The sequence below is a fragment of the uncultured Psychroserpens sp. genome, from assembly GCF_947492715.1.
Taxonomy (GTDB): domain Bacteria; phylum Bacteroidota; class Bacteroidia; order Flavobacteriales; family Flavobacteriaceae; genus Psychroserpens.
The window spans coordinates 830,343-849,508 of record NZ_CANLNS010000001.1 but is presented as its reverse complement, the minus strand read 5'-3'; the positions used below and the strand labels follow the sequence as shown (position 1 = coordinate 849,508).

At 34.5% G+C, this 19,166-nt stretch carries 16 protein-coding genes; 12 read left to right on the top strand and 4 right to left on the bottom strand.

Annotated elements, in window-relative coordinates:
• Window positions 1-499: 499 nt before the first annotated feature.
• The 7 genes from Q0787_RS03860 to Q0787_RS03830 all read left to right on the top strand — a co-directional run bounded on the left by Q0787_RS03860 (window position 500) and on the right by Q0787_RS03830 (window position 12,044).
• Window positions 500-3,928 (top strand): hypothetical protein, encoded by a 3,429-nt coding sequence (locus tag Q0787_RS03860; protein ID WP_298900916.1) that lies wholly within the window; start codon window positions 500-502, stop codon window positions 3,926-3,928.
• Between the two features lie 11 nt (window positions 3,929-3,939).
• Complete coding sequence (locus Q0787_RS03855; RefSeq protein WP_298900915.1) at window positions 3,940-4,365, top strand: hypothetical protein; 426 nt, start codon at window positions 3,940-3,942, stop codon at window positions 4,363-4,365.
• Window positions 4,366-4,376: 11 nt separating this feature from the next.
• Entirely contained in the window at window positions 4,377-8,150 is a 3,774-nt protein-coding gene (locus Q0787_RS03850; RefSeq protein WP_298900914.1) for a DUF6443 domain-containing protein, read from the top strand.
• The gene (locus Q0787_RS03845; protein WP_298900913.1) at window positions 8,119-8,493 is read left to right on the top strand and encodes a hypothetical protein; all 375 of its coding nucleotides are present in this window, start codon (window positions 8,119-8,121) and stop codon (window positions 8,491-8,493) included. The genes Q0787_RS03850 and Q0787_RS03845 overlap by 32 nt, the downstream gene beginning before the upstream one ends.
• A gap of 314 nt (window positions 8,494-8,807) precedes the next feature.
• A complete protein-coding gene (locus tag Q0787_RS03840) occupies window positions 8,808-10,667 on the top strand; it encodes an RHS repeat-associated core domain-containing protein (RefSeq protein WP_298900912.1) in 1,860 nt (619 codons plus the stop codon).
• On the top strand, window positions 10,668-11,192 hold the full coding sequence (locus Q0787_RS03835) for a hypothetical protein (protein ID WP_298900910.1): 525 nt from the start codon (window positions 10,668-10,670) through the stop codon (window positions 11,190-11,192).
• Between the two features lie 483 nt (window positions 11,193-11,675).
• Entirely contained in the window at window positions 11,676-12,044 is a 369-nt protein-coding gene (locus tag Q0787_RS03830) for a hypothetical protein (RefSeq protein ID WP_298900908.1), read from the top strand.
• A 391-nt stretch (window positions 12,045-12,435) separates the two neighbouring features.
• On the opposite strand, the gene Q0787_RS03825 is transcribed toward Q0787_RS03830, so the two are convergent.
• From Q0787_RS03825 to Q0787_RS03815, 3 genes are all read right to left on the bottom strand, one after another.
• Window positions 12,436-14,601: a hypothetical protein gene (locus tag Q0787_RS03825; protein WP_298900907.1), complete on the bottom strand. Its 2,166-nt coding sequence runs from the start codon at window positions 14,599-14,601 to the stop codon at window positions 12,436-12,438.
• An 11-nt stretch (window positions 14,602-14,612) separates the two neighbouring features.
• Window positions 14,613-15,155: a sigma-70 family RNA polymerase sigma factor gene (locus Q0787_RS03820; protein ID WP_298900906.1), complete on the bottom strand. Its 543-nt coding sequence runs from the start codon at window positions 15,153-15,155 to the stop codon at window positions 14,613-14,615.
• A 95-nt stretch (window positions 15,156-15,250) separates the two neighbouring features.
• Window positions 15,251-15,574, bottom strand: a complete 324-nt coding sequence (locus Q0787_RS03815) for a TraR/DksA C4-type zinc finger protein (RefSeq protein ID WP_298900905.1) — start codon at window positions 15,572-15,574, stop codon at window positions 15,251-15,253.
• A gap of 88 nt (window positions 15,575-15,662) precedes the next feature.
• On the opposite strand from Q0787_RS03815, the gene Q0787_RS03810 reads away from it, so the two are divergent.
• Window positions 15,663-15,806 carry a hypothetical protein gene (locus Q0787_RS03810; RefSeq protein WP_298900904.1) on the top strand — a complete coding sequence of 48 codons (144 nt, stop codon included), beginning with the start codon at window positions 15,663-15,665 and terminating at the stop codon, window positions 15,804-15,806.
• 13 nt (window positions 15,807-15,819) lie between these two features.
• On the opposite strand, the gene Q0787_RS03805 is transcribed toward Q0787_RS03810, so the two are convergent.
• Window positions 15,820-16,611, bottom strand: coding sequence for a TerB family tellurite resistance protein (locus Q0787_RS03805; protein WP_298900903.1), 792 nt, complete (start codon window positions 16,609-16,611; stop codon window positions 15,820-15,822).
• Window positions 16,612-16,737: 126 nt separating this feature from the next.
• Between Q0787_RS03805 and Q0787_RS03800 the strand changes: the two genes are divergently transcribed.
• The 4 genes from Q0787_RS03800 to Q0787_RS03785 all read left to right on the top strand — a co-directional run bounded on the left by Q0787_RS03800 (window position 16,738) and on the right by Q0787_RS03785 (window position 19,154).
• Complete coding sequence (locus Q0787_RS03800; protein WP_298900902.1) at window positions 16,738-17,139, top strand: hypothetical protein; 402 nt, start codon at window positions 16,738-16,740, stop codon at window positions 17,137-17,139.
• Window positions 17,140-17,261: 122 nt separating this feature from the next.
• Window positions 17,262-17,672, top strand: coding sequence for a BrxA/BrxB family bacilliredoxin (locus tag Q0787_RS03795; protein WP_298900901.1), 411 nt, complete (start codon window positions 17,262-17,264; stop codon window positions 17,670-17,672).
• 85 nt (window positions 17,673-17,757) lie between these two features.
• Window positions 17,758-18,501 (top strand): 1-acyl-sn-glycerol-3-phosphate acyltransferase, encoded by a 744-nt coding sequence (locus tag Q0787_RS03790; RefSeq protein WP_298900900.1) that lies wholly within the window; start codon window positions 17,758-17,760, stop codon window positions 18,499-18,501.
• The gene (locus Q0787_RS03785; RefSeq protein WP_298901522.1) at window positions 18,501-19,154 is read left to right on the top strand and encodes an HD domain-containing protein; all 654 of its coding nucleotides are present in this window, start codon (window positions 18,501-18,503) and stop codon (window positions 19,152-19,154) included. The genes Q0787_RS03790 and Q0787_RS03785 overlap by 1 nt, the downstream gene beginning before the upstream one ends.
• Window positions 19,155-19,166 lie beyond the last annotated feature (12 nt).

Here is a 19,166-nt window from a genome sequence, read left to right as displayed (position 1 = left end):
AAGGTTTTTATTAATTGTTTTACCTACTCTATCTATTTAGGCTTTTCGGTTTTCGCCTTTCTTTATCATCGAAAATTGAATTACAGTTGCACTTATAAATTGTTCAGGTCTCGACTACTTTACAAATGTCGAATACCATCGTTATTAATAGTAGAGCCAAAAAACTTGATTTAGAAAATCAGGTTAAACAGCTTGTATTACATATCAGATTAATCTGAAGTTTTAAAATGGCTTGGTGTGTTATTGCATTAAAATTCTGATGATAGATTTCCTAAGTACATGACTTATATTTTGCAGGTGTAGATCTTAAATTTAGTTAGGCTTCTACACCAACATTTAAAGCATTAACCTTTAATATTTAAAGGTTAAACCACAAATGAAACTCCTTTTTCATAAGTAGCTTTAAGTCATTAAAAATGAACATATAAAATCATCGCAAAGTCCTTTGAAATGGACAATTGGTGATTTGTTTTCAATTAACTATTAAAGTATTTACTCTATGAAAAATTTTGTAGCTTCTATCGTTTCTGTGTTTACAGTAATGATATGCTCCATGTCTTATGGTCAAGAATTACCAGAAGTCATTCCGCCCTCACCAACTGTAGCCAATTTAATGCAGTTTGAAGAAGTGCCTGTAAGTTATTATACAGGACAGCCTAATATCTCTATCCCCATCTATTCTAAAGCACTTAATGGTGATTTATCCGTTAATATCGGACTGAGTTATAATACCCAAGGCATAAAGATTAACAATGTATCTGGATGGACAGGCACTGGTTGGTCTTTAAATGCAGGCGGTGTCATTTCCAGGACTGTTAGAGACGTGCCCGATGAGTTAAAGGCAAACTCTTATGGTTATTCAGGTATTAAAACTGGTGTTTTACATAGTGATGATTACTGGAATTACAATACACTATCAGGAACAGGAGCAGGCTCTAAAGAAGAATACGATTGGAGAGCCGTTGGTAGTAGTATCCATAAATATGATAATGATGTGGATCTTTACCAGTTTAATTTTATGGGTTATTCTGGTCGATTTGTGATTTTAAGGGAAGGACTTTCATTAGTTCCTAAACTAATTTCTAAAAGTGCAGCAATTGATATCAATTTTAATCAAAACTCAAGTGGTTCTAGAGCCATTAATAGCTTTACCATTACAGATCCTAATGGATATGTTTATGAATTTACTGAAGTAGAAACTACTTCTTCAGAAATTAATAGCGGTTCAGTGCCACAAGGCGATGTTGGTGTTTTGAATCCGTCAGGAACAAATGAAACCATTGCTATTAATTCGGCATGGCATCTTACTGCTGTTAAAACCAGTAATGGGATAGCATTAGCAACATTTACTTATAGTACAGAAAACGAATCTTATGTCACATCTGTGACAAGAACCTATAACAAAATCCTTGAAATTAATGGAAATTCCAATGTACAATTGGCAGATATTAGTGACCCTTATAACCAAGGAAAGCTCAAACCTGAGCAAACCGTTTCTTATTATGTAACCACTTCTCCAACAAAAAAACTGGCCTCGATAAGTTTTAAGGATGGCACTAGTGTTGCCTTTCTAAAAGATAATGCCAATTCACACCCTGAAACCACAGGAGCCATATTAAAGACAATAAACATTAAAGATACTTCTGGAGCAGTTCATAAAAGTTATACCATGAGCTACGAAACTACAACAGATACTAATACCAGTCCAGATTCACATCGTTTGTGGCTTATGAAAGTAAGAGAAACTGCAGGAGGTGTTAATCATGATTATCATCTAGCTTATAATGATAAGGCCAATTTACCTGGTTTCGATTCTAACATGGGTGACGATTGGGGCTATTATAGTGACATAGGTGTTACCACAATAAATTGTAGTAGCCCTGCTGCAAATGTTTATAGTGAGGCAACTATAAGTACTGGATTACTTTCGAGTATTTCTTATCCTACAGGTGGTACAAAGGAGTTTGAATTTGAGCATCATACGTATTCTTATTATGGAAATCAAACACTTGGCTATGATGAATATATGAAAAACCCGAGAAATACTGAACCTAAAAATGAAACACAGAGTTTTACCTATCAAAACCCTTCTCAGTTTTCCTCTTTACCAATGAGTTTAATAACAGGAACTTTGCCTTTTGCCCAAGATATATTTATATCATCAACTATAACAACACCAGCGGCAGGAAGTCCGTATTTAAATAATCATCGTGTATATGTTATTGATAGTAATAATGTTACTCATTTCGTAGAACTTAACGAAAACTGTTACAAAATTAATAATCTACCAGCTGGAGCTTTTACAGTAGGTTTTACATATAATACGAATCTAGATACTTCAGTATATACTGTAAGTGGAAACATTGAAATAGACTATATCAAAAAGCGTAAGAATTTCACACCAAGAGAAGAAATGATAGGTGGAGGTGTACGAATCAAAAACATCGCGTTTAGAGATAGCATTGTAGACCCTTCATCTCCTGTAAAGAATATTAATTATGTGTATGATGATGAAGCGAATACCTTAAGATCTTCGGGAGTAATTGATGCAGAATTAGATCGTCTTACACGAAAGTACATCCATACGGCTAATAATTTTGTAGCAGCAGCTCCTAATTACACGTCTCCTGGCGCTTCCACACCAGTAAAATATGAGATTACTGAAGTAGGCGTAAGAGCCCAACTAAGTCAAGGCGAATATGTAGGTTATAGACAGGTAAAAGTCTATGAAACAGGTAATGGTTATACCATTTACAATCATACTTCTGCTTACGAGTTTCCTAGTCCTTCGGATGTGTTTGATCTTCCAAATCCTCATCCAGCACCAAACAATGATTATAGGCGTGGACTACTCACAAGAAAACGCATTTTTAGAGAGGATGACAAACCTTTACAGGAAATCACGCATTATGATACTAATGGTGTTTTAAAATATGACTTTGTCGAGGACGCCATGTTCACCATGCGAAGTTCTTATAAAAAAGACACTTGTCCTTGGTTTATCTATTACGATCAATACAGTAATTATATCAGTTTAAACCCTGATGCAGCTGGTGGAAATGATCCATCACAGAGCTCAGGATATTATAGTGGTTGCAATACTAGTGATGTCACTCAAAACAGTAGAATATTCTATTCTGGTTGGGCGAAACTGGAAGAAGTCACCACTACCGATTTTTTCTATGATGGTCCAACGACAAGAACCAAAACGGTAAGGCAAACTTACGAGTACAACGATGAAAACTTTCAGGTAAGCCAAGAAGATGCTTACTACGAAAAGTCTGGAGTACAAGAACATTTACAAACCAAGTATTTCTATGCAGTACCTGCTGGAGCTACGCCTGGATCTAATTTTTCTGCCACCTTGGTAAATATGAGAAATCTCAATATGATTAACACCGTTTTGGAAACAGAGTCATATAGAAACTCAGTAAAAATGAATGAGACTCATAATATTTATCATCCATTTCATACCAATTTTGTCGCCTTACAAGAAGTTAAAGTAGCCAAAGAATCTCAAGGCTTGATTTCTATAGTACAATTCCATGATTATGACACGCATGGTAATTTGGTTGAAGTCAGTAAAACTGATGGCGCACGTATGAGCTACCTCTGGGGGCATAATAAAACCTTGCCAATTGCACAGCTTTCAAATGCTGAGTATGCCGATATTCCTAGTACATATAAAAGTATCTCAGGAAATATTGATTTCACTACAGAAGCTAATCTAAGAAATGTGTCTGCACTTTCAGATGCTCAGATTAGTATTTTTCACTACGATCCTATAATAGGACTTACTAAATCTATCGATCAACGAGGTTATAAGATGTACTACGAGTATGATGCCTTTGACCGATTGGAATACATAAAAGACAACGATTTTAAAATCGTGAGTAAGAACAGCTATCACTATAAAAATCAAAACTAAAACCTAAGGACATGAAAATTATATATACCATCGTTGTTTGTCTACTCTGTTTGGCAGCAACACAGCAAACAAATGCTCAAGGTCAAAACTCAGAATACACCTTGCAAAGTGAACATGTCTTCTCTTATGGTGAGGACAAACAAATCACATCGACCATTACCATTACTGAAAGCACATTTAATTGGATTCAGTTTATCAATGATGATACAGCCGCTACCAATTTTAATATTGTTAGTGTCTCAGGACAGTGGAATGAAAGTACGTCTACGGGTCAGTTAAATTATACACTAAATATTGTTGAAGATGGTGAAACATACCAAGCTAGTTTTACTATTGAGGGAACATCAGCAGGACTATCTGCAGAGCTTATATGTATACTGTCTGAAACAGAACAGGAAGTCTACGAATTTTCTATTAACGGTATCACTTACCAATAAAAATCAATGTCATGTTAGAACACAAGAATATAAAACATCGAAAAAATTCCATATTGACATTGGTAGCTATGCTCGCCTTTAGTTTTTATGGTTTTAGCCAGTTTATTGCTGGACCAACAACAGTTGTTGAAACCAGTACACATACTTATACCTATGATTCGGGGAATTTAATTACCTATCAAAAATGGACTGTTACTGGAGGTACAAAACTGTCTTACGGTTTACTCTCTGGGACTACCTATTATGTTACTATAAAATGGGGAACTACTGGTGTGGGCAATATAAAAATGCAGCAACGAAAAACAGTTTTAGCAGAATTGGATGTTAACATAACCACTGCCACCTATTGCGCAGATACCAATTTAACTAACACCAATTATGTACATACCATAACGCCAAGAGTCGCCGTATCAAACCATGCTGCATTTGACCAATTAGACAGTAGCCAAAAGCTGGAATCTGTAACTTATTTTGACGGACTTGGAAGAGCCGTTCAAAGTGTTGCCATTCGTGCAGGAGCAAGTTGCGAAGATATTATTGCGCATGCCGAGTATGATGCTTATGGGAGAGCCAAACAAGAATTCTTACCCTTTGCTCAAGAGAATAATGGAGGCGCATTTAAAACCAATGCAGAGAATACAACAGATTCATTTTATAATACCACTAAATATGAAAACACGCTCAACCCATATACCGAAAAAGCGTTTGAAGCCTCACCTTTAAATCGTGTGCTTAAGCAAGCCGCTCCTGGTAATGATTGGGCTATGGGAGGTGGCCACGAGATAGAAATGGATTACCAAACCAACGAAAATTCTGAAGTAAGACGTTTTGAGGTGACCCTTGCTTATAATAGCGCACACAAAATTTATAACACTACATTGACCTTAAACGGTATGTATAACGAAGGCGAATTGTATAAATCAATCACCAGAGATGAAAACCACACTGGAACTTCAAAAAATCATACGGTTGAAGAATTTACCGATGCCGAAGGCCGATTAATTTTAAAACGAACGTTTAATGATATCGATGTTAATAATGATGGGACCATCTCTGGAACTAATGAATCGGCAGTGAAACATGATACCTATTATGTTTATGACAGACATGGAAACTTGAGTTTCGTGCTGCCTCCTTTAATGTTAACAGACACAGGAGTGCTTACTGATGTTACGAACGCTATGGATGGTTTAGGCTACCAATACAAGTACGATGATAAAAACCGTTTGGTAGAAAAGAAAGTCCCTGGAAAGGGTTGGGAATATATCGTTTATAATAAGTTAGATTTACCTATTATGACCCAAGATGAAATTCTTGACCAGCAAGGGAAATGGTTATTCACCAAATATGATGCTTTTGGAAGAGTGGCCTATACAGGAATTAAAAATTCAACAGGATCACGAACCTATTTTCAAAATTTGGCCAATGATTATGCCTTAGCGACGCAATACGAAGTTAAAGTAAGCTCAGGAACAGGATATTCTAATACCTACTATACATCTACAGCCATCCCAACAAGTAGTGATGAAATTCATACCATTAGTTATTATGACGACTATAATTTTGATTTAGCTGGTGGTGTTTCTGAAACGGCTTATGGGATTACACCAATTACCAATGTTAAAGGATTAGCAACAGGTACAAAAGTTAAGGTTTTAGATACTAATGATTGGATTACAACGGTAAGTTACTACGATAGCAAAGCCCAGCCTTTATATATTTACAGTCATAACACCTATTTAGAAACTACAGATAAAGTAAAAAGTAACATTGAATTTGATGGTCGAGTGACAGAGACCACCACTACCCATACTAGAACAGGGCATAGTGCTGTTTATACCGTAGACACTTTTGATTATGATTCTCAAAACAGACTCCTTAGTCATCACAATAAAATTACTAGCACATTTATGCCAGAAGAGGTGATTACAGAACATAGTTATGATGAACTTGGACAGCTAGAAAGCAAAGGTGTAGGAGGCGATATTTCGCAATCTAGATTGCAAACCATAGATTACACCTATACTGTAAGAGGTTGGTTAAAATCAATAAACGATGTTGACAATTTAGGCCATGATCTTTTTGGTTTTGAATTAAATTATAATGGTGATATAGAAGGATCAGGTGGTGGAAATCCACTATATAACGGTAATATTTCACAGATAAAATGGAAGACCGAAAATGACAATATAAAAAGAGGCTACTCATTTAAGTATGACGCACTAAATCGTTTAACCACAGCTTATAGCAGAAAGCAAAGTACACTGAGTGCGGTAGATCAATATTCGATGTGGACCAAATATGATAAAAACGGAAATTTAACCCGATTACACCGAAATGGTCATACCAATTCTGGAGCAACAACCTTTGGAGCCATGGACGACTTAAATTATACTTATGAGACAAATAGCAATCAGCTTAAAAAAGTAGAAGATATGGGTAATGACACCTATGGCTTTGTAGATGGTTCTAATACAACAACAGAATACACCTATGATGTTAATGGTAATATGCTAACCGATGCCAATAAAGGTATTTCATCGAATATTACCTATAACCACTTAAATTTACCAACCCAAGTGACCTTAAGTGGTGGAAATATTCAATATATTTACGATGCAACAGGAATAAAACAAAAAAAGATAGTGAGTACAGGAGGCAATACCGAATATGCAGGAGGCTATATCTATGAGAATGGAGTATTAAAGTTCTTTTCTCACCCTGAGGGCTTTGTAGAAAAAAATGGTGCCAGTTATGATTATGTATACCAGTATAAAGATCACTTAGGTAATATTAGACTCAATTATAAAGACATCAGTACAGCAAGTACACCTAATCTAGAAATTCAAGAAGAGAATAACTACTATCCTTTTGGACTCAAACATAAAGGGTATAATGGTAATGTAGTCTCTGACCACAACTATGGTTTTGGAGGTAAAGAAGAGCAAAACGAACTAGACTTAGATTGGATAGATATTACAGCACGTAATTATGATCCCTCACTTGGGCGTTGGATGAATTTGGACCCTTTGGCTGAAATTATGAGAAGACATAGTCCTTATAGTTATGGATTTAATAATCCATTGAGATATGTCGACCCAGACGGAATGGCGCCAGATGATTTAGTTTTAGAGGGAAAGCAAAAAGCTATCAATCAATTTGAAAAATTAACAAATGAAGAATTGGGTGGACAATTTGTTCATGTTGATGGAAACGGTAATGTTACTCTTAGCGCTACTGATAAGGAATATGCAGCTTTTACTGATGAACAAAAAGGGCTATATGATGTTTTAAAAAAATCTGTTGATGCCAAAGGGGTGGTTACTGTAAATATAGTGATGAATGATGTAGATACTAGAATTGGAGGTACTGAAACAAAAACTATTGATATTGGAGATATTAGTGAAATAAAAGATGGAAAAGCATTAACCAAAAAGACATTAATAGGACACGAATTTGAAGAACAATTTGAATATCAATTAGGCTCAAAAGGTAAACCTTTAAATAAATTTGATGCGCATAGCGCAGGAGAAGCAGTCGAATCAACAATTAATGGAGGTTATGAAAGGTTACCAAATGACCCATCTGATGATAATTTTAGACAAGAAAGAATTCCAAAAAGCGCTAAGACCAGAGGTGTTACATCGTCTCAAGGAAATATAAATCATCCTAGTAAAAAAGCTATATCTGGTACATATACGTATAAATTCACTAAAAATGGTAAAACAATAACAGCAACAATAACATATAAATATGGAAACGTTACAAGTAATGAAGAGAATTAAATATGCACTTATCTTTTTTATTATTATTCAATCATGTGATAGTACAAAAAAAAATAAATTTGATTGTACAGATAAATTCGCATGCCAAGAGGTTGAAAAGAATTTAGAAATTTTATCAGATTTTATATTTTATGGTAAAACTTTTTCTGGCAAAGAACTTAATGATGCTAGATCCCTTTTTGAAAACTTATCAGGATATAAATCAGATGCTGATGTGCAGTTTGAAGGACAGTCACCTCCAACTTTAAATGATTTTTACACATGGACCTCTTGGTATTCAACAGAATATAATAGATTAAGATATAACAAAGAAAAAAAACAAATTTATTTGATATCTGAGTAAGGTAATGTGGGTAATGTCCCTCGCTGGCGCAAGCGTCCATGCTTGTGTCCAAATAGATAAGTAATACAAAAGCCATGATGTAAATTGTGGCTTTTGTTTTTAAGTTGTTATAGATTATTTTCTGTAGTTTTGATTTTATAAAATGGAGCGTACTTATGTTGTTATAGCACTAGCGTGGACGCTAGCGCCAGCGCAGGGAAACAACCACTACCCATACTAGAACAGGACATAGTGCTGTTTATACCGTAGACACTTTTGATTATGATTCTCAAAACAGACTCCTTAGTCATCACAATAAAATTACTAGCACATTTATGCCAGAAGAGGTGATTACAGAACATAGTTATGATGAACTTGGACAGCTAGAAAGCAAAGGTGTAGGAGGCGATATTTCGCAATCTAGATTGCAAACCATAGATTACACCTACACTGTAAGAGGTTGGTTAAAAACCATAAACGACCCTTCAAATTTGGGAAGTGATTTGTTTGGATTTAAGATTAACTATAATACCACAGATCATGGCGGTACAGCCTTGTATAATGGTAATATTGCTGAGACGGAATGGAAAACAAAAAACACTGATCACGGTTTAAAATGGTATAGCTACGATTATGATGCGCTGAACAGAATTACTGGAGCGACAAGTAATTCTAGTAATTATCATGTAAATGGCATTACCTATGATAAGAATGGTAATATCATGACATTAAAACGAAACGGACATACCAATACACTCGCCACAACTTTTGGTGTTATGGATGATCTGGATTATGAATATGAAACAAATAGTAATAGGCTTAAAAAAGTGACGGACAATGCTACAATACCTACTTATGGCTTCGTAGATGGCTCTAATACAACAACAGAATACACGTATGACGCCAACGGTAATATGCTCACCGATGCCAATAAAGGTATTTCATCGAATATTACTTATAACCATTTAAATTTACCAACACAAGTGACCTTAAGTGGAGGAAATATTCAATATATTTACGATGCAACAGGGGTAAAACAAAAAAAGATTGTGAGTACAGGTGGCAATACTGAATATGCAGGAAATTATATCTATGAGGATGGAGCCTTAAAGTTCTTTTCGCATCCTGAAGGCTTTGTAGAAAAAAATGGTACTAATTTTGATTATGTATATCAATATACCGATCATTTGGGAAATATTAGATTAAATTACAAGGATATAAGTACTACAAGCTCGCCTAGTTTAGAAATACAGGAAGAGAATAACTACTATCCATTTGGCTTAAAACATAAAGGGTATAATGGCAATCCGATAAGTGAACACAAATATAAATATAATGGAAAAGAATTAAATGAAGAACTAGGGTTAGATTGGTACGATTATGGTGCAAGAAATTATGACCCTGCTTTGGGAAGGTGGATGAATATTGATCCTATGACAGAAGCAATGAGAAAATTTTCTCCATATAACTATGCGTGGGATAATCCAATTATTTATATCGACCCAGATGGAATGTTTGCTACATATGGATTGAATAAAGAAAGTGGTGAAATAAAAAAAATTGACGATAAACAATATTTTGATGAGAACGGTGTTGAAGTAGATAGATTAGTTGATAGTAAAGATAAAAAAACTATAGTATCTGATAATGTAGATAAAGGACTTTTGAGTGATGGATTAAACATTAAGAAAAATGGTCTTCAAACAAGTAATGTTAGTGGTGCGGGTAAATTAGCAATAGATATTTCCATGAGTATTAAAGAAGAAGTTGTAGCTGTTGTTTACCAAAATGAAGATAAGGAAAAGTATATTGAGGTAAGGCCGTATGAAGGAGGACGTATAGTAAGAGATGAAGAAGGTAATGTTACAGAAATGATATCTGGAGCTGATATGAGGATTGAACCTTCTTTTACATCTTCTGATGAGACCTTTACTGGTAAGCCTATCTATGCAATGCATACGCACCCTGGTCACCCAGATGGAATTGATATAATAGGAAAGCCAACTCCAAGCCCTGCTGATTTAAGAATTGCTAGAATGAATAAAGAGATTAACGGTGTTGATATTCCTTTTTTCATTATTGGTTCAAAAAGTATTACATTAGATGGAAAAACATCGAATAGAACAGGATATGATAGTAAGGGTAACGTTAAAACAATTACTCCACCCAAAAAGAAAACGAAAAAGAAGAATTAAATGAAGAATATTTTTTACATTACGTGTTTAACATTGGTGAGTTTTGTTTCTTGTAAGCAAAGTCAGAATAACATCAGTTTTGAAAATAAGAATATGAAATTTTCTGAAACTCAAATTATTGATTTAATTGAGATTATCGAAAAGGATGATCACTCTATAAATAAAAGAGAATTTTATTATCATTTTCGATATGATGATTTTTTAAATGAAAATACAACTATTATAGATCTTGTTAAAAATGAAAAAAAACCTTCTCTAGAAGATGGTATTTCTGATGTTGTTAAGTATAAAGGTAGTTATATTTTCATTTATGAAACACTACAATCGCTTTCAAAAGAGAAGTTAAATTATGTTAAAGAAAATGATTTGATATCTGCTACTGAAGCATCTCCATTTTTTGTGCCTGATTCTAAATATTGGAATCTATATATTAGAAATGAAAATGATGGTTTGATAGTAAAAAGTATGAGACAATTAATGCCGACTGCAGAAAGTAATAATCTCAATGAATCAATAGATTTTTAAGTTGGGTAAGGTAATGTAGTAAATTAGTTGATATATTAATTTTAAGTTCTAAATAATTAAAAACCAGTGGTTAGAAGATTTTCTAATTACTGGTTTTTGTCCCCTCGCTAGCGCAAGCGTCCACGCTTGTGCTAAAAGATAGATAATACAAAAGCCACAATGTAAGTTGTGGTTTTTGTTTTTAAGTTATTATAGATTATTTTCTGTACTTTTAATTTTATAATATTGAGCGACAGGTGTGCCTTTGCGTTAAGGGTTGCAGCGGCATCCTTTTTACGTCAGGTCTCGATACAATGTTCCCTTTAGTCACATCACTCGATCTGACGTAAAAAGATACAGCGGAAGACCTGACGATTTTTGATAAAATCAAAAATGGGAACACCCAAAAAGAGATTCTGTTTACGATAGGGTTGTTTAGATTTGTTGTGGCACTAGCGACACGCTAGCGCCAGCGTAACGAAAAACCAAAAAAATCAAACTAATATGAAAAAAATAGCATTAATAGCTCTATCTATTATTGTAATAAGTTGCTCGTCATCTTATGAAGTTGTACACATAGAAAATAATAAATCTAATGAAAGGCCAATAGTATATGTTAAAAAAGCTAAAACTAATGTTAATGAGGTCTTTGAATTAATATCTCAACCAGCAAAAACCAGTGATCATAATTTTACTTTGATAGAAAAAGGCAGAGTATACAAATTAAAGATTAAAAAAGAGCTAAAATTAAATTTTGCTGCTCACAATGGGCAATACAACTCTAATGAAACATTATTGGATTCTATTTCTGGATATAAGGTAAATGGAAAATATTATTGTCCAGATTTGTTTGGACTATATCTTGATGAGTAAGAAAAGAGTTTCCTACTAGCTAGCGCAAGCGTCCACGCTTGTGCTAAAAGATAAATAATACAAAAGCCATGATGCGAGTCATGGCTTTTATTTTTAAATGGTTATAGATTATTTTCTGTACTTTTAACTTTATAATATTGAGCGACAGGTGTTGCTTCGCGTTAAGGGTTACAGCGGCATCCTTTTTACGTCAGGTCTCGATACAATGTTCCCTTTAGTCACATCACTCGATCTGACGTAAAAAGATACAGCGGAAGACCTGACCCACTGTAGCTTAAGCGAAAGAGGGTAACGCCCAAAAAAAACATGACGCAACAGGTCTAAAATTAAAGAAAGTAGAAGCCATGATACAAATCATGGCTTTTTAAGGTGTCGTTTTTAGAGCTAAATGTTACAATCCATTTAGTACGTCCAGAGCCTGTTTTAATTCTTCAATACTAACATCTTTAAAATTAAAATCTATTTTCGGGTTTCTAACAGTTGTAGTCTCAATCATATCGTAATAGAGTTTACCATCTTTTCGTTTAATTGCAACCAATACGACGGCTTCATCTGCACCAACAGTTTGAAAGTCATATACACTGCCATTATTCCAGCTTGGAAGCACAGATTTATACGATTTAAATACCATACTTACACTGGCGCCTTGGGCATTTTTAATTTTAAGTTTGTATTTAATACGTTTTGCACGTCTAATGAAGCGATCACAGTTTATCCATCCAAGATTTGTTGATTTTAAGGCATAATAACTTACGTCTCTAGAGGATATGTCAGAAGTAGTGTCGTCTAGCAATACGTCGAATTCTTTGGCAGTTACAGATTTTGAACCAGCAGTAAAACGAGGCCTTGGTACCAAAGTTATTGTTCTGGTTGTTGTTGGTACACGTGAAGGATCCCATAATTTTCTAATCACATGTCCGCCACGCGTTATCGAATCATCTTCTAAGATTTTAAACTTAGTACTTTCCATATCAAACAGTGGTTTTCTAAGCATTGCTGTTTTTTGTGATCCTGTTCCATAAATCCCATAAATACGAATCAGCTTTTGTCTTTCATAACGATTCCATTCTTGAAGAAATAGAGAATCTACAGGAAAATCTTTGTCGTGCATGACTTCTCTAATCATTTCAACCATGCCTCGCTCTTCAGTATAAATAGTGTCCATTTCAATCGGCTCTCTAACTATTATAGGTTTAATCTCAGAGAAAACTGGTTCTGCCTGTGTTGAAACGGTATCTATCGCGCCAATCATAGAGTTTCTGTTTGTTCTAGACGATGTGCCTTCTACAGTGAAATTAATAGGTAAAGAATAAGGTACAATTACAGGCTTACCACGTTGTATACCAGGATTAAATCGTGGGAGCATATTTATAACACGATCTGTTTCTTCACTTAATCGAGGATGAGGGGCTCTCGTTTGAACAAAAACAACATTTCCCTCTTGATCTATTTTAAAAATACAATTAATGCGTTGTTTTCCTGATAGCCCTAAACCTTGTGTGAGATCAGTATTAAATGTCTTATTTATAAATTTTGAAATGGCATTTTCGGTGCATTTTTTTCTGGTCTCATTGTCTTCGGCTTCACAGCCTGGAAATGTTGGAACCTGCTCCACAACTCCAAAAGGAACTTCTACAAGCTCTTCGGACAAATCGTCTATGTCTACCACTTCCAAAATATCATTTTGTAAGGTCCAATTAATATTTTGATCTTTCCATTCACCCGAAAATAACTGCATTCCCGATGTTTTACTTGTCGTCGGAAATAGGATGTCTATTGGAGAACTGCTATTCAATTCTAATGTGGTATCACCTTGTTTAGCTTCTACATATAACATGCCTCCAGTTTCGAGCTGTTTTCCATTTGAAACTGTTGAAAGATTCTGCAATAAAATATCTGAAATTTTGTAATACTCGGTAACGTTTAATTCAACTTGTCCGGTGACAACGTTTCCAGTATTTGGGTTTATAAATGACCCTCCTTTTATCTTTAAAATGGTACCTTCTTTACAGGTAATAGTCGTGTCGTTTTGTGCTTGAAACCTTAAATGTTCAGCTTTCTTAGTGAAATGAACAGTGCTTGTTGTTACACCTCCATATTTTTTATGAACTGTTGTTGACCTGTAATTAACATCCATTTCAGAAATGGTATCTGCTTTTGTAGCTTCGGAAAGATCTATTTGTTTTTCGAAGGCAGGTTCTTGATGAAAAGTAGAATCTGTAATACTAGTATTTAAAGGCGTATAATTTGGAGATGATTCATTTTCCGAAGTATTAAAAACTAAAGTATAGAGCGTAATTAAGGCTCCGATAATAACAATGGAGATACCCGAGATTTTTAGCCATTTTTCTGTTGTGTAAACCCGCTTAGCTTTTAAAATATCGTCTTTAATTTGAACGCGTTTTAAACCATTTATAAAAACAAGATGTTCTTCGTAAAGGGTATGAAACTCGTTATCACTCTTGAGTTTCGATTCGAAACTTTGGCGTTCCTCTTTTGATAGTGCGTCGTTGAGGTAGTTATTTATGAATTCGATGTTTAGGCTATATGTTTCCATGTTTTTCTAATTTAGGGTTGAACCGATTTTAATTTGGTTTTATAAATGTCTTTTGCTTTTTGCAAACACTTGTACTTTTGGTTTTTCGCAATTTTTGAAGATTTAAATTGCATCACTTTGGCGATGTCATGAAAAGACATGCCTTTGTGATAAAACAGTTGTAATAAGTGCTGACATCGTTTTCCAATTTCTAGAAAAGCATGTTCGGCAAGCTGGTATTTTTTTTCTTCGATGACCTCCTGAAATACTTGAACCTCTTGCGCATCGAGTTGATGTAATTGTTGTTTGGTTAAACTCTTTTGAATATCAGACCAAACAAATCTGGAGACCGAATATAAATAGGTGTAAAAGGATGAGCGTAATTCGAAATTTGAGGTTTCTAGATTCCGATTTAAAATGATTAATGCTTCCTGAAATACATCACTGGCATCGGCTTTGTTTCCACCTTTTGAAAGGATAAGTTTCTCTATTCTAGGATAAAGCCGATATAGTTTTTTAAAGGCTTTATCGCGCTGACCATTTTTAAAAAGTACTAAAATGTCTTGATCATTCATACATGCTTTTACTTATTAATGGTCAAAAGTTTAAAAGGTCTCCTATTTTTTTTAATTATGTTATACAATTATAATACCAATTTAGACCTTAAGGTCTATCTGGCACAATTAACGCAAAGCAAACTTTCGGGTCTAATTAATATCCTACCAACAGGAATAGGTTGTTTGCATTTGAGGCAAATTCCAAAATCGAGATCCTCAATTTTAGATAGGACGCGGTTTAAATTGTTGAGTTTAATTTCGGCTTGCCGTAAAGAGGCTTCATTAACACTCTTGTTATTAATGGCATCCATTCTACTCACTCGACCAATAGCGTCATTTGGAGAAATAGGTTTGGTAAGTTCTCTATAATGTTCAATAGCTGTTTTGGTTTTAGAAATTTCATCTAAAATAATGGTCTTTACTTGAGCTTTGTCCATACTTGTCCGTTATTTTATAGTTCTAAAATAAGTTATAAAAATGAAAGTTTTATATTTAGCAACGACTATAATGCTCTAATCTACGCTTATGAAACTCATTGAATATTTAACTAGCAAGGGCGGATTTATGATTCTTGCCTTGGTTGTTGTAGCTGTATTTATTTACAGAAAGTATAAAGAAAAACGCCATTTCAAAGACATTGAAAAGCGTTTAAATAATAAGGACAAATAGCTTTAAGGTTTTACTAAAAGCCTCTTTCTTTTTGCAATTGTTCGTATGCCAATTGTACTTGTCTAAACTTTTCTTCAGCACCTTTTTGATGCTCTTTTCCTAAATGAATCACTTTATCTGGATGGTATTTCTTGGCCATTTTTCGATAGGCTCTTTTCACCTCGTCGTCTGTAGCGTCTTTTGTGATTTCTAATATTTTATAAGCATTGTCACTGCTGTTATAGAACATGGCTTTAATACTTCCATAGTCTCGAGAACTAATTCCTAAATAGCCAGAAATCATATAAATTTGAGACACCTCATTATCTGTAACCATACCATCTGCTTTTGCTATTCCGAAGAGAAAATGTAGCAATTGTAATCGCGATGAATGGTCCATCATTTGCTTTATCTGTAAACATACTTTACGTGTAGGAATGCTTTGCTTATTGATGTTTTTAAACAATTTAAAAGCGTGGTTGGCTCTATCTTTTCCGTACATACTTACAAACTGCTGACGTACGTAATCTAATTCACGCTGATCTTGTATGCCATCTGCTTTGATAACTACGGAAGCCAAAATTAAAAGACTTACTTCAAAATCTCCAGACTTTGTTTGAGGTCTCGAATGTGATCGTGAACGTGTTCGCGATCGTGATGTTGATTGTCTAGAGCGTCGTTGTTGCTGTTGACCTTCATTAAGTAAAAACCCACTTTGTTCGGCAGCTCCATCTATTAAACTTCCAATAGCAAGACCAATAATAGCACCAACTGGTCCACCAAAAGACCAACCTAAAGCACCTCCAATCCATTTTGCAAAACTCATGTATGTTTCTTTTTTATAGTTAATTTCAAATATACTATATGTTAGTAGATTTTTTTAACTTTTGTTACGATTAGGCGCAACCTTTTTGAGGTTTTGACATCTTTATAGTATAAAATCAATCTTATTATGAAAAAGTATAGTTATTTACTCGTATTTACGCTGTTGGCATTCGCATGTTATAATGATGACGATAGCACACAAAATAATGAACCATCACTATTTGGTGAATGGTCTTTAATTAATGTCTCTGGTGGATTAATTGGAGTAGATCAAGATTTTGATTCAGATCTCATTATTTGGGATTTTAATCAAGACACTATGCAATTAACGATTACCAACAATAATACAGATGCTGATTTTGATGGTTGGCCAACAGGGGTCTATAATTATACAGTGTCATCCACAGATGACGGTTTGACAATTGTTATAGAAAACTTTAGTATGACTGTCGTGACATTAACATCTACGAGCCTTACATTAGATGAAGGCATTGCGGTAGATGGATTCTTATTTAAGTTTAACAGATAAGCACAATTTTGTGCTATTGAAAAATTGAATGATAGCATTCAAACTGCTTACTAAATAACTGTGTTCCTCGTACTAATTTTGCGTATCTTTGCAACTCGATAATAATAATTAAATACAAAAATATGTATCCAGCAGAATTAGTAAAACCAATGCGTGAGGATTTAACAAACGTAGGTTTTGAAGAATTACAAACAGCAGAAGCTGTTGAAGTTGCTTTAGCAAAAGAAGGCACAACTTTAGTAGTTGTAAATTCGGTATGTGGTTGTGCAGCTGCCAATGCTCGTCCTGGAGCGAGACAGAGTTTAGAAAACGCAAAACGTCCAGATCATATTGTAACAGTATTTGCTGGCGTTGATAGAGAAGCTGTAGACGCAGCCAGAGGACATATGATTCCGTTTCCACCAAGCTCGCCAAGTATGGCATTATTTAAAGATGGAGAATTGGTTCACATGTTAGAGCGTCACCATATTGAAGGTCGTCCGGCCGAGTTAATCGCCGAGAACCTTATGGATGCTTATAACGATCATTGCTAGAATCTTTTATATTAAAAGCATAATTAAAACCACGATTTCATCGTGGTTTTTTTGTGTATTATTCGCATTCAATTAATTTTACCATATGCAAAAACTTCTAGCTTATCCTTTAACAGTTATCTACTTTTTAGTCTTTGGACTAACCTTAGTTATTTTTCACCCTATACAATGGTTTTGCTATACTGTTTTTGGATATAAGGCACATAAAATAAGTGTAGATGCACTTCAGTTTTGCTTAATACGCTGCCTTAATGTTTTAGGAACACGCTTTACTTGGGATAACCAGTATAAGATTCCAAAAAACAAACCGCTACTTATTGTGTCTAACCATCAAAGTATGTATGATATCTCTCCAATTATGTGGTACATGAGACGACATCATGTTAAGTTTGTTGCAAAAAAAGAACTTGGTAAAGGGTTTCCAAGTGTCTCATATAATTTACGTCATGGAGGTTCTGTTTTAATCGACCGTAAAAACCCGAGACAAGCCTTAACAGCTATGAAGGCTTTCGGAAAATATATAGAAGAAACGAATAGAGCAGCCGTTATTTTTCCAGAAGGTACAAGAAGTAAAACAGGACAACCAAAACCTTTTAAAACAAGAGGATTAGAACTCTTGTTTAGAGAGATGCCTTCGGCTTTAATTGTACCTATAACCGTAAACAACTCTTGGAAAACGCTACGTTATGGTAAGTTTCCAATGGGTATTGGCAGCCATATTAAATTTAAAGTACATCAACCAATTGTCTTATCTGAAATAGATAATCATTTGGAGTTAATAAAAACGATAGAACATACAATTACCAGTGCTATAATTTTGGAGGAATGATGGATACAAAACAACAAATTGAACTTACAAAAACATTTGTAAAGAAGACCTTAGAAAATGCTGAAGGAGGCCACGATTGGTTTCACATTTTGAGGGTATATAATAACGCTAAAGGTATTGCTGAAAACGAAGATGTAGATTCTTTTGTAGTGGCGTTAGGTGCTTTGCTGCACGATATTGCCGATAGTAAGTTTCACAGTGGAGATGAAACTGTTGGTCCCAAAAAAGCACGTGAGTTTTTATTTGGTATTAATGTAGATTCTGCAGTGATTGAACATGTCGTAAATATCATTGAGAACATTTCCTTTAAAGGAGGGAATACTGTCCAAAAATTCAAGTCGCCAGAATTAGATGTGATTCAAGATGCAGACCGTTTAGATGCCATTGGTGCCATTGGTATTGCTAGAACATTTAATTATGGAGGATTTAAAAACCGAAAGATTTTCGACCCATCAATTCAGCCAAATTTAAACATGAGTAAAGAGGAGTATAAGGCCTCTAAAGCACCTACAATTAACCATTTCTACGAAAAATTACTGCTACTAAAAGATAGAATGAATACTAAAACAGGAAAAAGAATTGCAACGAGTAGGCATAAATTTATGGAACAATTCTTAGACCAATTTTATAACGAATGGGATGGAAATAAATAAATGTATGCTCTT